The sequence below is a fragment of the Verrucomicrobiota bacterium genome, from assembly GCA_038744685.1.
Lineage (GTDB): Bacteria > Verrucomicrobiota > Verrucomicrobiia > Opitutales > Puniceicoccaceae > Puniceicoccus.
Map to the genome: position 1 here is coordinate 1 of JBCDMB010000010.1, position 15229 is coordinate 15229.

General features: G+C 52.3%; 15 protein-coding genes. 2 read left to right on the forward strand and 13 right to left on the reverse strand.

The window, feature by feature from the left end; translation table 11 throughout:
* Nucleotides 1–177: 177 nt before the first annotated feature.
* The 7 genes from hydA to AAGJ81_07610 all read right to left on the reverse strand — a co-directional run bounded on the left by hydA (nucleotide 178) and on the right by AAGJ81_07610 (nucleotide 8566).
* Nucleotides 178–1599 carry a dihydropyrimidinase gene (hydA, locus tag AAGJ81_07580; protein ID MEM0965989.1) on the reverse strand — a complete coding sequence of 474 codons (1422 nt, stop codon included), beginning with the start codon at nucleotides 1597–1599 and terminating at the stop codon, nucleotides 178–180.
* Between the two features lie 159 nt (nucleotides 1600–1758).
* Entirely contained in the window at nucleotides 1759–3264 is a 1506-nt protein-coding gene (locus tag AAGJ81_07585) for a CoA-acylating methylmalonate-semialdehyde dehydrogenase (GenBank protein MEM0965990.1), read from the reverse strand.
* Entirely contained in the window at nucleotides 3261–3737 is a 477-nt protein-coding gene (locus AAGJ81_07590) for an HIT domain-containing protein (GenBank protein MEM0965991.1), read from the reverse strand. The genes AAGJ81_07585 and AAGJ81_07590 overlap by 4 nt, the downstream gene beginning before the upstream one ends.
* A 23-nt stretch (nucleotides 3738–3760) precedes the next feature.
* Entirely contained in the window at nucleotides 3761–4885 is a 1125-nt protein-coding gene (gene preA, locus AAGJ81_07595) for an NAD-dependent dihydropyrimidine dehydrogenase subunit PreA (GenBank protein MEM0965992.1), read from the reverse strand.
* A gap of 15 nt (nucleotides 4886–4900) precedes the next feature.
* Nucleotides 4901–6232 (reverse strand): aminotransferase class III-fold pyridoxal phosphate-dependent enzyme, encoded by a 1332-nt coding sequence (locus tag AAGJ81_07600; protein MEM0965993.1) that lies wholly within the window; start codon nucleotides 6230–6232, stop codon nucleotides 4901–4903.
* Between the two features lie 16 nt (nucleotides 6233–6248).
* Nucleotides 6249–7118: a nitrilase-related carbon-nitrogen hydrolase gene (locus AAGJ81_07605; GenBank protein MEM0965994.1), complete on the reverse strand. Its 870-nt coding sequence runs from the start codon at nucleotides 7116–7118 to the stop codon at nucleotides 6249–6251.
* A gap of 2 nt (nucleotides 7119–7120) precedes the next feature.
* Nucleotides 7121–8566: a solute carrier family 23 protein gene (locus tag AAGJ81_07610; protein MEM0965995.1), complete on the reverse strand. Its 1446-nt coding sequence runs from the start codon at nucleotides 8564–8566 to the stop codon at nucleotides 7121–7123.
* A 195-nt stretch (nucleotides 8567–8761) separates the two neighbouring features.
* Between AAGJ81_07610 and AAGJ81_07615 the strand changes: the two genes are divergently transcribed.
* Complete coding sequence (locus tag AAGJ81_07615) at nucleotides 8762–9286, forward strand: ORF6N domain-containing protein (GenBank protein ID MEM0965996.1); 525 nt, start codon at nucleotides 8762–8764, stop codon at nucleotides 9284–9286.
* 371 nt (nucleotides 9287–9657) lie between these two features.
* Nucleotides 9658–10005 carry a TA system VapC family ribonuclease toxin gene (locus AAGJ81_07620; GenBank protein ID MEM0965997.1) on the forward strand — a complete coding sequence of 116 codons (348 nt, stop codon included), beginning with the start codon at nucleotides 9658–9660 and terminating at the stop codon, nucleotides 10003–10005.
* 40 nt (nucleotides 10006–10045) lie between these two features.
* On the opposite strand, the gene AAGJ81_07625 is transcribed toward AAGJ81_07620, so the two are convergent.
* The 6 genes from AAGJ81_07625 to AAGJ81_07650 are packed head-to-tail and all read right to left on the reverse strand — an operon-like array spanning nucleotide 10046 to nucleotide 15119.
* The gene (locus AAGJ81_07625; GenBank protein ID MEM0965998.1) at nucleotides 10046–10426 is read right to left on the reverse strand and encodes a hypothetical protein; all 381 of its coding nucleotides are present in this window, start codon (nucleotides 10424–10426) and stop codon (nucleotides 10046–10048) included.
* 38 nt (nucleotides 10427–10464) lie between these two features.
* Entirely contained in the window at nucleotides 10465–11016 is a 552-nt protein-coding gene (sufT, locus tag AAGJ81_07630) for a putative Fe-S cluster assembly protein SufT (protein MEM0965999.1), read from the reverse strand.
* Nucleotides 11017–11029: 13 nt separating this feature from the next.
* Entirely contained in the window at nucleotides 11030–12415 is a 1386-nt protein-coding gene (gene sufD / locus AAGJ81_07635; GenBank protein ID MEM0966000.1) for a Fe-S cluster assembly protein SufD, read from the reverse strand.
* A 14-nt stretch (nucleotides 12416–12429) separates the two neighbouring features.
* Entirely contained in the window at nucleotides 12430–13836 is a 1407-nt protein-coding gene (gene sufB, locus AAGJ81_07640) for a Fe-S cluster assembly protein SufB (protein MEM0966001.1), read from the reverse strand.
* Nucleotides 13837–13885: 49 nt separating this feature from the next.
* Nucleotides 13886–14644, reverse strand: a complete 759-nt coding sequence (gene sufC / locus AAGJ81_07645; protein ID MEM0966002.1) for a Fe-S cluster assembly ATPase SufC — start codon at nucleotides 14642–14644, stop codon at nucleotides 13886–13888.
* Nucleotides 14645–14651: 7 nt separating this feature from the next.
* Nucleotides 14652–15119: a Fur family transcriptional regulator gene (locus tag AAGJ81_07650; protein MEM0966003.1), complete on the reverse strand. Its 468-nt coding sequence runs from the start codon at nucleotides 15117–15119 to the stop codon at nucleotides 14652–14654.
* Nucleotides 15120–15229: the final 110 nt, after the last annotated feature.

A 15229-nucleotide genomic window follows, 5' to 3' on the forward strand; every position in this document is an offset into this window, starting at 1 on the left:
GCCGCCGGCCCCCTGGCTGCCCCGAACTCTTTCAGTCCGAAGCGACTTTTTCCAGTCCTTCCTCCGACGAATGAAAGATATCCATTCTCGGAAGAACTGTAAAAACTGACTCATGAGGTTTATCCTACAAGTCCGCGGTCCGTAAGCAAAAAGAATATCCTGTTCAGAACACCGATCCTACCCGCGCTTCAGCAACTTCCCGCGGCCCATTCGACCAACGAAAGAACCATCTCTCACGCAGACTCCGCCCCTTACCGTCACGACAGAAGGCCTTCCTTTGATCGGCATACCTTCGAATCCAGAATAGTCCGTGTTCATCGAATGGGTCGCAGCGGAGATTTTACCTTCGTAATTCGGATCGTAGACAACGATATCTGCATCAGATCCGATCTCTAGAGCTCCCTTACGGGGAAAGAGACCGAATTGCTTCGCTGCATTCGTGGAGGCAACCGCAACAAATCGTTGGAGATCAATTCGACCCGAGACAACGCCGTAGGTATAGAGCAGGTTCACACGGTCTTCGATACTGGGTATCCCATTCGGAATCAGGGTAAAATCCGCGCCCTCACCCCGCAGCTGAAAATCCGCAGTCACGGCCTTCTCCGGATTAGGGTGACCCATATGTTTCTGCGTCTCGAAGTCGAAAGGTGCGTGATCGGTTCCAACGGTATCCACCGTGCCGTCAGCTAACTTATCCCAGAGAAAGTCTTGATGTTCTTTTGCCCGCAAAGGTGGAGACATCACATATTTTGCCCCTTCGAAGTCGGGTAACTCTGCATAGGTTTTGTCCAGGACCAAATAGGGTATGACCGTCTCTATCCCAGCCTTCACCCCTCGGCCTCTTGCAGCTAGTATCGCCTCAACAGCAGGGATACAAGACGTGTGCACGACGTATACCTCGGCACCAGTCAACTCAGCAAAGGTCATCAGATGGTGGCAGCCCTCTGCCTCCACCGCAATTGGTCGGGACGGTTCGTGCCATTCGGGCCCAGTCTTCCCCTCGGAGACCAGCTTCTTCTGAGTCTCGGACACTAAGTCTGCGTTCTCGCAGTGAGCCGTAACGACCACCCCCAATTCCTTCGCCAATCGCAACGTGGAATAAAGCTCCCAGTCGTCGATCCCAAACGCACCTTTGTAGGCAAGGAAAACCTTAAAAGAGGTAATGCCAAAATCGGATACAATAGTCCGCAATTGGGCCTCTGCCGTCTCATCGAACCGTGTGACGCCCATATGGAAAGTGTAATCACAGGCAGAAACACCCTCTGCTTTCGAATTCCAAAGATGGAATGCTTCAAGAGGCTCTTCCAGCCGGGAAGGGCAGCACATCTCAATCAAAGTTGTCGTTCCCCCAATCAAGGCAGCTTTACTGGCGGATTCGTAGTTGTCCTTCGAATACGTTCCCATGAAGGGGAGGTAGATGTGGACATGGGGATCGATAAAGCCGGGAAAGACATACTTTCCTCTGGCATCAATCACCTCGTCGGCCTCGACTTCCAGATTCTCACCAATTCTGGTGATCTCTTCTCCTTCGCAAAAGACATCGGAGAGAAATCGTCTTTCTGCGGTTACAACTTCGCCGTTTTTGATGAGTAGGGACATAATCTTGTGATAAAGAACTTACTACTTTGTGATCCGTCGCCAAACAAGTTGCATTCAAGTAAACCTTCCCTGGAGGGACATTGTCCTCAATGTCCGGAGACCCTTCCAGTGATATGGATCGGATTCCGCGATGCACACCAACCCGCACGATTCACCCCATCAATCCTTGTGCCAGATATCACCCTCACCAGGGGCAAACCAACGCTCCGTGTAAACTTTCGCCCTCGTGAAAAACAGGACTGACTCACGTCCCTGTAAATGGAGATCTCCAAAAAAGGAATAGTCCCATCCGGAAAAAGGAAAATAGGCCAATGGGGCCGGCACTCCTACATTGATTCCAACCATACCCGCTTTCACCCGGTGCCGAAACTCCCGGGCAGCCCGTCCGCTTTGGGTGTAAATACAAGCACCGTTTCCGAAAGCTACTTTCCCAGCCAAATCCAACGCCTCATCCAGATCGCTCATCCGCATCACGTTGAGGACCGGGCCAAACACCTCCTCCTCAAAAATAGTCATCTTGGTAGTAACCCGGTCAATAACCGAGGCTCCCAGGTAAAAACCGTCTGGATGATCGGCCACAGTAACGTTGCGCCCATCGACGATCAGGTCACCCCCTTCGTCAACAGCAGAATCGATCAACGATACAATCCGATCACGGTGACTTGGGGTAATCACTCCTCCTAGTTTGGCAGATGGTGACAAGTGGGTAGGTCCTACGGGCAAAGCGGCGGCGGAATCGGCCATCGCCGGGATAAAACGATCGGAAGCATCTCCGACGGTAAGTGCCGTGGATCCGGCCATGCACCTTTGGCCCGAACACCCAAAGGCCGCGTCAGTCAATCCCTCGACAGCCTTCCCGAGATCAGCGTCAGGCATAACGACCACAAAATTCTTAGCACCACCGGCTGCCTGCACCCTTTTGCCGTTTGCTGTCCCGGTCTTGTGAATGTACTCAGCCACCGGCGAGCTGCCGACGAACGAGATCGCCGCCACATCCGGATGGGTCAGGAGAGCGTCTACACACTCTTTACCTCCATGAACGACCGAAAAAACTCCGGGTGGAAGACCAGCCTCCTCCAAAAGTTCAATCAGGCGAATCCCTGTCAATGGAACCTTTTCGCTGGGTTTGAGGATGAAACAATTCCCGCAAGCGAGAGCCATCGGGAACATCCACATGGGAACCAGTGCGGGGAAATTGTATGGGCAGATGCCGACGCAAACCCCAACCGGTTGGCGCACCATCGAGCAGTCGATCCCAGATGCAACGTTCTCCAGCACCTCACCTTTCAGCATGTCAGTAATCCCGCACGCATATTCTGCCACCTCGATACCCCGGCGCAGATCGCCACGGGCTTCTGTTCGGGTTTTCCCATGTTCCTCGACGATCATATTAACCGACTCCTCGAAATTCTCTTCGAGGAGTGCACAATAGCGCATCAGAATCCGAACTCGCTGAATCGGTGGCGTCTGCCACCAATTCGTGAAAGCCGCCTTCCCTGCAGTGGTGGCTGCATCGACGACATCCGCACCACAATGAGGCACCTCGGCGATCACCTCGCCAGTCGAGGGGTTATGAACGGGGCTGGTCTCCTGAGTTTCTGGAACAGACCAGTGGCCGTTGATCAGGATGGGACAAGGTCTCAGTGACGTTGCTTTGAGCCTCATACGCAGCAATTTGTCTGCCCTGACTGTAGGGGGTTGTGGGCACAGGCTAAAAGTTCTTCCTGAATCGATATCCTAAGGTCCCCGTGCAAACGCTCTGAATAAGGCGGTGCTGTATTCCAATCATAGAAGAATGGCGGCATCCTTTTTAATTCCTCTGGTTCATCTTCGAATCTAGGGAAAATGTGAGCATGTAGCTCGGGCTCAGCATTTCCAAGGATCTCATAGTTCATTCTTTTTGCTCCGACTACTTTCTGGATGGCTTCACCCACGATCGTCATCTCTTTCAAGAATTCGATTCTCTTTTCCATCGGCAAATCGTTAACCGTTGGAACCACTGGGTCTGAGAGAAGCAGGCAGTACCCTCTCAATGGTTGAACGTCTCCTATGACGACCCATCCGGACCTCAGGCGACAGATCACCTTGTCGTTCTTACCCTCGTTTGCTAAGTCAACTCGTTCCTGGATAAGAGCCATGTCTATTTCTCTTTTTTTGAGAGCTAGTTTGTCGCCAGTTCGCTGGACTGCTTCACAAAATCATCGCCGTCCCACTCGCCGTCTTTCACCACCATCGATTCTTTGGCCGCTTTTTCGGCAGCTTTACGCTCCGTCTGCATCCGCACCAATTCTGCATGGGTGGTAAAGTAACCGAGAGCGTGACCCTTGAAGTCATCGAGCGTATCGAAGTTCTTGGTCTCCATGAAGGCCAACAGCTCATCACACATCTTCTGCACGTGCCCATAGCCGAACTTCATCACGCCAGTGCACACCTGAACGGTATCGCCACCCATGAGGATGAATTCCGCAGCGTCTTCACCGGTTTCCACTCCACCAAGAGCAGACAGGGTGCGACCAGGGAACTCCTGTCGAATCAATTGCGCCACTTCCATGACCATCCGCAAAGCAATCGGTTTCACCGCCCGAGAAGAATAACCTCCAGGCGTTGTATACCCTTCCACGGTGGGCATGGGGCGAAGGGTTTCCAAATCGACTCCCATCACCGAGCGGATGGTGTTGATTGCGCTCACTCCTTCGCATCCCGCGGCAAGAGCCGCACGTGTTGGATCTTCGATGTGGGTGATGTTCGGGGTCATCTTCGCCCAGACCGGAATTGTGGCGACCTCGTTTACCCATGTGCAGACCTCCTCCAAAATCTCCGGGTCCTGACCCATTGCTGCCCCCATCTTCCGCTCCGGTAACCCATGCGGGCAGGAAAAGTTCAACTCAAAGGCGTCCACGCCTGCATCCTGACAGCGGGTCACGATTTCGCACCAAGCGTCCTTATTGTATTCCTCCATAATGGAAGCGATCAGGACCCCATCGGGATACGCATCTTTGCTTTCTTTAAACTCATCCAGCCACTTATCGAAGGGTCGGTCGCTGATCAGCTCAATGTTCTCCCAGCCGATGACTTCCTTTCCGTCGCTGGAGTGGAGCTTCGCGTAGCGGGGTCCTACGTTGACTACCTTAGAGCAATCCAAGCTTACGGTTTTTGCAATTACCGCACCCCAACCTTCTTTGAAAGCGCGCTTGATCACTCGAACATTCGTGCCGGGAGGGCCAGACCCTATCACGAACGGATTGCTCATTTTCAGCCCATCTACTGTTGTTTCCAGTGTGCTCATTTCTTATCTTTCGTTTCAGATTTTTTGTAGTGTTTCATCTAATACGTCCGCAGCAAAATCAGCATCTTCCACCGTAAGACACATGGGTGGTTTGATTCGCAGAACGTTTCCAAAAAGTCCCCCTTTGCCTAGCAGGAGCCCCACATCTTTACAGCGATTCCACGCAGCCACACAGGCTTCTGTCGCTGGTTCTTTCGTCTTTCGGTCGGCTACCAATTCAATTCCGAGCATGAGTCCTCGGCCTCGCACTTCTCCGATGATGGAGTGCTTCTCTTTCAATTCGGTCAAGCGGTCCATGAAGTGTCCTCCAACAACTAAACTGTTTTCCTGCAAACCATCTTCGTCGATTGCCTCGAGAACGGCCCGACCGATACGGGAGATAAACGGGTTTCCCCCAAAGGTGTTGAAATGAATGTGGGTCGTCAGGGACTTGGCAATCTCCGGTGTGGTCACCACTGCAGCCAGCGGAAACCCGTTTCCAATACCCTTGGCCATAACCACTATGTCTGGCTGAACCCCCTGCTCCTCAAAGCCCCAATAGTAAGATCCCGTTCGCCCAAATCCAGCCTGGACTTCATCCGAAATACAAACCCCTCCGTGAGCGCGGACGATTTCATAGGTCTTCCGAAGGTAGCCGTCGGGAAATACGACCGCCCCGCCGACTCCCTGAATGGATTCAGCTATGTACCCGGCAACTCTTCCCGGAGTCGAGAACTCAATTAGCTCCTTCACATCGTTGGCGTAATCTGTCGCCTGATCATTATGACCGGCAAAGGGCCCTCGATAAGGGTCCGGATTTAGGGCGTGGTGGATACCAAATCCTTGCGGTGTATTGAACTTCCAGGTTCCATGAGCGGTAAGCCCCATCGTAGAATGAGAGCCTCCGTGATAGCAGTTCCTCAAGGCAATAAGGTCGTAGTTACCCGTGTGTAGTCGCGCCATCAGCAAAGCAAGGTCGTTGGCCTCCGAACCTGAGTTCACAAAATAACAAACGGAGAGGTCGCCTGGCAGTTTATCCGCCAAGGCTTTTCCATAAAGCGCCACTTCGGGATGAAGGTAAATGGTTGTGCTATGGACGAGCGTGTCCATCTGCTCCTGCGCTGCCGCGTTAATCTTTGGGTGGGAATGGCCACAGCTTACGGTGACGATACCACCAAAAGCATCGAGGTATCGCTTTCCTTTTTCGTCGTAGAGATATTGCATCTTCCCCTCGACCAGCATGACCGGCTTTTCATAGTAGGTAACCAGTGCCGGAGTCAGGTGTGCCTGACGTAGATGCATGACCTCGTCGTAACCCGGCCCTTCGTAGGGCTTGGGCACATGGTCAAAAGGAGGAAGCGAAATCATTGCAGCTAGTTATCGATCACGGTTGAACCAATGATCCGTAAGACTCCGGCCGACGATCTCTGAAAAACTGCCAGGTATCCCGCACTTCCCGAATCTCCGAAAGGTCGAGGTCCGCGACGATCAACTCATCCTGATCGCGGGATCCTTCTGCGATCAGCTGTCCGCGTGGGTTGCAGAAATAGGATTGCCCGTAGAATTCTCCAATTCCCCATGGTGCTTCGGTTCCGACCCGGTTAATTGCACCTAGAAAGTATCCGTTGGCTACACAGTGCGCGGGTTGCTCCAGTTTCCAGAGGTATTCACTCAACCCTGCAACTGTTGCGGAAGGGTTGAAGACAATCTCGGCGCCATTGAGTGCCAGAGCGCGCGCCCCTTCCGGGAAGTGCCGGTCATAGCAGATATAAACACCGATCGTTCCGACAGCGGTCTGAAACACCGGGTAGCCCAAATTGCCAGGTCGGAAATAGAACTTCTCCCAGAAACCCGGGTGGCAATGCGGAATATGGTTTTTCCGATACTTGCCTAGATAAGTGCCATCGGCATCGATCACTGACGCGGTGTTGTAGTAGATGCCCTCCACATCAACCTCATAAATTGGGACGATCAGCACCATGTTGTGCTTCGCGGCCAGTTCACACATCAATTGTGTCGTCGGTCCATCCGGAATCTTCTCGGTAATGTCATACCAACGAATTTCCTGCTCAGCACAGAAGTACGGGCCATAAAACAATTCCTGTAGACAGAGCACCTGGACACCTTTCGCTGCCGCCTCGGCAATCTTCGTGACGTGCTTTTCGACCATCGCGCTGCGAATGATTGATGGATCCTCTTCTCCCGAGTGGGTCGAAGAAGCCTGAATGAGACCTGCTTTTACAATTTCAGCCATAATTAAGAATCGCTAGAGGGTTTCGTTTGAGATAAGAATGATTCAATTCCCCGTTCGGCATCGGTGCCGGGAATCGTGTTGTCGAGGATTAGCGCAAGAAAGGCACCGACCGCCATTCCGGAGCTACCGATCGTAATGATGATTCCTGCAAACCACTGTAGTGATTCGGGAAACAATCCCAAAATCGCCTCTCCATGAGCGCCAACATACTCCGGTAACGATAATCCGGAAAACAACGCAAAACCAATGATAAAAAGGTTTCGAGAAGAGTTCAGGTCAACAAACTGCAGATTCGATAAACCGACTCCCGTGACCATTGCAAACATTACGCAATACATACCTCCGACCACCGGGCTAGGTATCGATACGAACAGTGCTCCGAACTTTCCAAAGACCGCAAAACCCAACATTAAAAACCCCGCGGCCTGAATCACCCGGCGGCTCCCTACGCGGGTCAATCCGATCGCTCCGATGTTCTCCGAATACGAAGTGGTTCCGTTCCCCGTTCCGAAAATACCAGCGAGCAAGCACCCCAACCCTTCAAACCCAATTCCACGGTTTATGGTTTTGGCGTTTGGAGTGGGTGCTTCGGACATCCGCGCGGCTGCAAAATAGTCCCCTGTCGATTCAATCATGCTGGCGATGTAGCCGGACAACATGCCAACGATTGCCGCCACGCCAAAAATAGGCATCCCCCATTGAAAAGGACTAGGCACTTGAACCCAAGGAGCTTCCTTTACCGCTTCGAAACTAACGTAAGCCGGATGGCCTAGTTCAAAGATCCCAGCGACACTGAGTATTGTTGCCACGAGCCAGGCACTGACCAAACCCAACAAAATCGGGAAGAGATTCAAAAGCGGGTGAGCTTTTCTAAAATATTGGCTGAACAGGATCAAAAGAAGAATCGTCAGTCCACCAATCCCCCAATACTCACCCGCTACGGGTGCCCCGAATTTGAACAGTGCCAATCCGATCAAGGCAATTGTCGGAGCAATCGTGACTGGCGTAATAAATTTAAGAATACGTCCCATCAATCCGCCGAAACCCACCAGCATTTCAAAAAAGGCCCCTGCGATAACGGCTCCCTGAACGTGCTGCATCCGCACTTCGAAACCCGCATCGGCCAAAGACGCCATCCCGCAGATCGCAATGGCTGGACCGAGAAAAGAAAAGGTTCCCCCCTGGACGATGGGTAAACGCGAGCCAAATGTGGTCTGCAACAACGTGGAAATTCCACTGACCAGAAACATCGTGCTGATCAACAAAGCCAACTCCGCATTCGAAGCTCTCAAGTGGGACTGGAGCAACAACGGGATCGCAACCGTTGAACCAAACATGGTCAAATACTGCTGGAAACCCAGCACGATTGAGGTCGGCCAAGGCGGCTTATCTTCGATAGTGTAGAGCATTGAGAAGGGCTGGCTGAGCAATTCTGGGACCAATATCATTTCGCTTCGAAATGGTCTCGCGGTAGAAATCGGGCTTGCTCTCCAGCCGGGACGATTTGATGGTGTATTTTTGATCACTATTTATTGCATCCTGGATTCGATGAGTAAACCTACTGAATTCCTTTGGAAAAAAGTTCCGTTCACCGACGTCCTGAACTACCGACTAGCCGATGCTGCCTCTCGAGCCGACAAACAATGAATGCCAGAAGTAAGAGCACCGAGAAACTGCCTATCCACACGATACGTGGACAAGCGGTCGTTCTGGACAGCAGCCTGGCGAAACTGTATGGAGCCACTACTGGGAACTTCAATAAGGCGGTAGGTCGAAACCTAGCTCGCTTCCCCGAAGAGTTTTCCTTTGTTCTGTCCGATCAAGAATTCGAGGATTTGATATTCCAAATTGGAAGATCAAAGGGACGCGGGGGAAGACGAAAGCCCCCACGTGTCTTCACTGAACACGGTGCCTTGATGGCCTCTACGATTCTAAATTCGGAGAAGGCGGTTTCAATGAGCGTTTATGTGATTCGTGCCTTCGTCGAAATGCGGGAGCAGCTCATGACCAACGCGAAAATCCTCAAAAGGCTCGCCGAAATCGATAAAACTCTCATGGAGCACGACCAAACGCTCTGGGATATCTACCAAAAACTCCTACCGCTCCTTCAGCCAGGTGAGGAAAGCCAAAAACGCCCACTGGGCTTCCACGCCGATACCGACTCATGACGAGTCATCCCCGCTCTCGTAGGCATGCCCCGCCTATACACCGGTTCATCGCTCCCATATCTGTGGTAATTGCTTAGAAGATTGATCACTAATTAAAAGCTGGCACCAGACCGTAGCTGCACTCTTGCAGAAATTATCAATGAGGCCGTGTGAGTCAGTCTGGCGGCGCAAGCGAAAAATAGGGCGCAATCCAGTCCAATTCGTCCACTCAGGACTTTCCGCAGATCCGGTATGTGTTCGGGCGTCGACCTCAACCATTCGGCGTCACTACTGGAATCGATGAAAGAGTGATGTTCCTTCTTGACGTAAATTCATTGGTTCATGCTCACCGGGAAGATGCCGATCAACACCTTCCAATCAATGAATAGCTCATGAAGGCACTTGCCAGGGGAAACGATGTCGACGTCAGCGAGCTAGTGCTTGGTGGGACGCTGCGTATTCTGACTCACCCCAAGGTATTCCAGAATCCAACGCCACTCCCAGAAGCGGTCGACTTCATCGAAGATTTCCGTGCTCGCCCCACGGTTCACATCCTTTCGCCGGGTGATCCGCACTGGCCAATATTCGTCACACTTTGCCGGAAGTACGAAGCGCTGGGCAATCTAGTGCCTGATGCCTATCATGCCGCGCTGGCAATCGAGCATGGCTGCCATTGGGCCTCGCTGGACCGGGGGTTTGCTCGGTATGAGAGCCTCGAATGGGTTCACCCACTGGATTAGCGAGAACAGTAGGAAGGAAGAAACGACTTTCTTCGGTCCTTTACGCTTTGGGGGAGACTTTCGGGAGGGTCAGGTAGCGGAGGAATACCCTCAGCGTGCCTAGAAACATTGCTGTGAGGAGAAAGGCGACGAACTTTTTGGATTCGTCCCCTCCCAGGTAAGCCTGCCAGGAAACCCATGAGCGCCATGTCGAGGCGGCAAGGACAATGATCAGGGTTACGCCCGCGCCGATCCTTGCCACTCGGAACTTTCTTTTCCAGAGCCAGGACCAGAATATGTGGATGCCTCCGAAGAAGCCCCCAGTAGCAAGTGCGGTCTGTGCTTTCGTTGGATTATTCAGGTAGCCAGCAACCCCAATCGCCACCAAGAAGATCCCGTAGCACAAGAGAGTGAAGGAAAAGCTCCGAACCTTGCGGGGCATATTGTCGAAGTCAGATTTCAAATTTGAGATCTGAAATTCTAAATCAGGCCCAGCTCCATCTTGCCAGTCTCGGAGATCATGTCCTGATTCCAGGGCGGATCCCAGACGATATCCACTTGCGCTTCTTCAACTCCCGGCACCTGAACCACTTTGTTGCGGGCGTCCTCGGCAATTGAAGGACCCATTCCGCAGCCCGGAGCGGTCAAAGTCATCGCTACGTTTACTTTGTAACCCCCGTCATCGCGCTCGAGGCTTTCCATGCTGTAAACCAACCCTAGGTCTACAATATTCACTGGTATTTCCGGATCGAATACCTTTTTAAGCTGTGACCAGATCGCCTCCTCATCCGGTGGACCTTCGCCGGATGCCTCAGAAGAACCAAAGTCGGTGACTTCAGGCTCTTCTCCGAGTGCGTCGGCGTCTTCACCGCCAATTCGGAACATCCCGTTTTCAGTCATGATTGTATAATTACCCCCCAAGCGATGGGTGATTGTTACACGGGATCCTTCCGGCAGCTCCATCGATTCGCCATGGGGAATCAACGTCGCTTTGACGTCACGGGAAAGGATACGGTCAGTCTCCTCGATCATTGCAGGAATCCCTCTACGCCGAAGCAACCGCCTGGAGTTGCTTCTTTGCGAATTTCTCCCGGATCAGCTCCCTCAAATTCTCTTCCATTTCGGCGCTTTCAAACTGTTCAATGACCTCTTCAAAAAACCCGAAAACCATAAGCTGCTGCGCTATGGTCTTGGGAATCCCGCGCTGGAGAAAATAAAACAGCTCTTCGCGATCCAGCTGTCCCGTAGTTGCACCGTGACTACACTTCACATCATTCGCCTCGATTTCCAATCCCGGAAGCGAATTCGCTTGAGCCGTCTCGTTCAGTAAGAGGTTTCGGTTGGTTTGGTAGGCGTCTGTCTGCTGCGCGTCTTTTGCTACCTTGATCAAACCTGAAAAGATGGTCCGGCTGTGATCCATCAACGCGTTCTTGTAGAGGAGGTCCGAAACAGCGTTTGGCGCGTTGTGGATCTGCAGGGTTCGTTGGTCGAACTCCTGATCGTTCTCTGCAATCGTAAGTGAGTAGAGCTTCACGTCTGCCCCGGACCCGTTGATGCGCACCTCGTTTTCGAAGCGGGATCGCCGGCCTCCGAGATTCAGATTGATCCCACGAACCGAGGTATCTCGATCCACGTTGTTGGTATCCAACTGAAAAGCGACTGACTTCTCGTTGTAGTTCTGAACCGTTTTGCGGAAGATCCGTGCACCCGATTCTGCAAACACATTCCCTACCGAGCAGCCAAATCCCTCACGGTCATCGAACAAAGACTGATGAACGTCGACGACCGAGAACCTGCTGTTTTCTCCACCGATGACGAGGATGTGGGGGAAAGTCGCAGTTCCGGGTGCCGACTGCCAGTGGTCGACTACAAATGGCTTTTCAATCTCAACATTCTTGGGAACATAAAGGAAGTACCCTGTCTCCGAGTAAGCGTTGTGAAGCGCGTGAAATTTTTCGGATCCTAGATCTGTCGACTCTTGGAAAAGGTATTGCTCTACGAGGTCGCGGTGTTTCTCGAAAGCTTCCTCAAGAGGGAGGAAAATCACCCCTCGGCTCAGGGTCTCCTCGTCCAAATTGTCGCGATGTACCAAGAAATTATCCACAAAAATGAATCTTCCCGAAAGAGCACCAACGACATTCGAGCGCTTGACTGCCTCAGCAACCACCTCCTCAGAAGGTTTCTCCGCCAGCTGGTAAGAAGAAAGCTCGAAATCGATCCGTTTGGAAAAACGCCAATGCTCGTCCCGACTCTTCGGCATCGGAAGATCCTGAAACTTTCTCCAAAACTCGATTTTCCAATCCTTCCACACCGTAGGCAGAGTTGAGGCGGAAAGATGCCGTTCGAAGGAGGCCTGATCATCAAGGCCGGTCGCGTCCATTGCTAGGTCTGAGACTGCAGTTGTCATCGTGTTGGTTTGAACTGTTTCCATGGTATTCCCTGTGCTCATCCTACCGAACCCTCCATTTCCATATCGATTAACCGTTTCAATTCGACGCTGTACTCCATCGGGAATTGGCGCACGAGATCGTTCACAAATCCGTTTACCGCAAGGCTCATAGCCTCCCCTTCTGACAACCCTCGCTGCATCATGTAAAAGATCTGCTCTGCGCTCACCTTGGAAACACTTGCCTCATGCTGCACAGAGTTCCCTTCGCCTTGAACATTGATCGCCGGATAGGTGTCGGTCCGGCTGTTCGTGTTGATCAACAACGCATCGCATTCGGTGTTGTTCTTGCAGCCCTTGAGGTGCTCCGGCATCTGCACAAGCCCTCGGTAGGTCGCCCTACCCTCTCCCACAGATATGCTCTTGGAGATGATGTTGCTGCTGGTTTCATCCGCTTGGTGAACCATTTTCGCTCCAGTGTCCTGATGCTGGCCATCATTAGCCAATGCGATGGAAATGACTTCACCACGGGCTTTTCTGCCCTTCAGGACTACGCCGGGATATTTCATGGTCAGCCGCGAGCCGATGTTACAATCGATCCACTTGACTTCGGCTCCCTCTTCAGCCCATGCCCGCTTTGTGACCAGGTTGAAGACATTGTTGGACCAGTTCTGAACCGTAATGTATTGGATCTTCGCACCTTTGAGTGCAACAAGCTCAACCACCGCGCTATGGAGAGTGCTCGTCTCGAACTTAGGTGCAGTGCAGCCCTCCATGTAAGTTACCTCTGCGCCTTCGTCGGCGATGATCAGCGTCCGTTCGAACTGTCCGAAACTTTCGGCGTTGATCCGAAAATAAGCCTGAAGGGGCTGCTCTAGTTTCACGCCGGGAGGGACGTAAATAAAACTACCTCCGCTGAAGACGGCACTGTTCAGCGCCGCAAATTTGTTGTCGTTAGTCGGGATGACCTTTCCAAAAAACTTCCTGAAAATCTCCGGATGCTTGTCGAGTCCTTCTGACGACCCTACAAAGATCACCCCTTCTTTCTCCAAGGAATCCTGCATACGGGAGTAGGCTGCCTCGCTGTCGAATTGGGCCTCTACACCCGCGAGGAACTTTCGCTCTTGTTCTGGAATCCCGAGGCGCTCAAACGTCTCTTTCACCTCATCGGGGACTTCTTCCCAAGACCGACTGGGAACCTGACCCTGGGAAAGATAGTAACGGATGTTCTCGAAAACGATGTTTTCCAGGTCTTTAGTCGCCCAGTGGGTCGGCATCGGGAGACGGTTGAAAACCTTTAGGGCTTTCTTTCGGAACTCATTGATCCAGGCCTCCTCGCCTTTCGCCTCGGAGATGTAGTCGATCGTCTCCTCGGAAAGCCCCGTCCCCGCGTCGTATTCATACTCGACGTCGTAGCGGAAGTTCCCCTTCTCGCGATCTATATCGATTGCTTCGGTTTCGTTCATGGCTGCTTTTTTCCCATTCGGTTCCAGATTTTGTCTCGTTCGGCTGAGCTCAGCCAGCAACCGCCAGCTCTTCCCGAACCCATTCGTATCCCTTGTTCTCGAGCTCGACGGCTAGATCCTTATCGCCGGTTCGGACGATTTTTCCTCCATACATGACATGCACCTTGTCCGGCACTATGTAGTCGAGTAGTCGCTGGTAGTGGGTGATTACCAAGATACCTCGATCCGGCCCTCGCATCAAATTCACTCCGTTCGAGACAACTTTAAGGGCATCGATGTCCAATCCACTATCGGTTTCGTCCATCACACAGTAAGAGGGCTCCAGCATGGACATTTGGAGGATTTCACATCGTTTCTTTTCCCCACCCGAGAACCCCTCATTGACCGAGCGAGATGAGAACTTCCGATCAATCTCCAAGAGATCCATTTTCTCGTAGAGCTTCTTGTAGTAGGCAGGAGCGTCGAATTTATCTTCGTCGTCCTGCCGGGCCTGCAATGCTGCCCGGATGAAGTTTGCAATGGACACACCGGGGATCTCCAGTGGGTATTGGAACGCTAGAAAAAGTCCCGCTCTCGCAATCTCGTCAATTTCTTCGCCGAGGATTTCTTCGCCGTCCATCAAGACGGAGCCACTCTCCACCTCGTAGTCCTCATGGCCGGCGAGAACCTTTGCCAAGGTACTCTTTCCCGTCCCGTTAGGACCCATTAAAGCATGCACTTCCCCCTTGGGCACGGTAAGAGAGAAATCCCGGAGGATTGATTGGTCCGCAATCCCGGCGTTTAGGTTTTTAATTTCAAGTTGGCTCATGGTTATTCTACTTGGAAACAGGTGTGTGTGGAGAAAGTTGGTTATCTTCCGCTGAGGTCCCGGCGACACTGATCTCAACATGCTCGGCACGGAGGCCATCCGGGAGTTCTTTTTCAATCAAGCCGCGGATTTTATCGGAGAGAACGACATCAAAGATGTTCCCCGTCCGGCGGCAGAGGAAGTGCGCAAAGTGCCGGCTGCCTTCATTCAGGGGGCAATACCGGGAAGACTGCCTCTGGAAATTGAGCTGGCGGACAAGACCTGCTGCCACAAAGGACTCAAGGCAGTTGTAGACAGTCGCTAGAGAGACCCCTGCCATTTTTTTCTTCGCTCTCTCATGGACCAGCTCCGCGGTCGGGTGGTCCGTCTCCTCGTCAATTACCTCGTAAACGACTTTCCGCTGCCGAGTAGGACGCAGTCCCGCGTCAGCGAGGAGCTGACCGATCGATATTGTCTCTGAGTTGGAAGTTGACATTGGTTGTGTGAAACGTGACCGAACTGGAGTCGGCATTTTCAAAATCGCAACTACAATAGACTTATTTTTATTATTATTCTAAAAACTTCGTGGTTTTCTCCAGTTTTTAC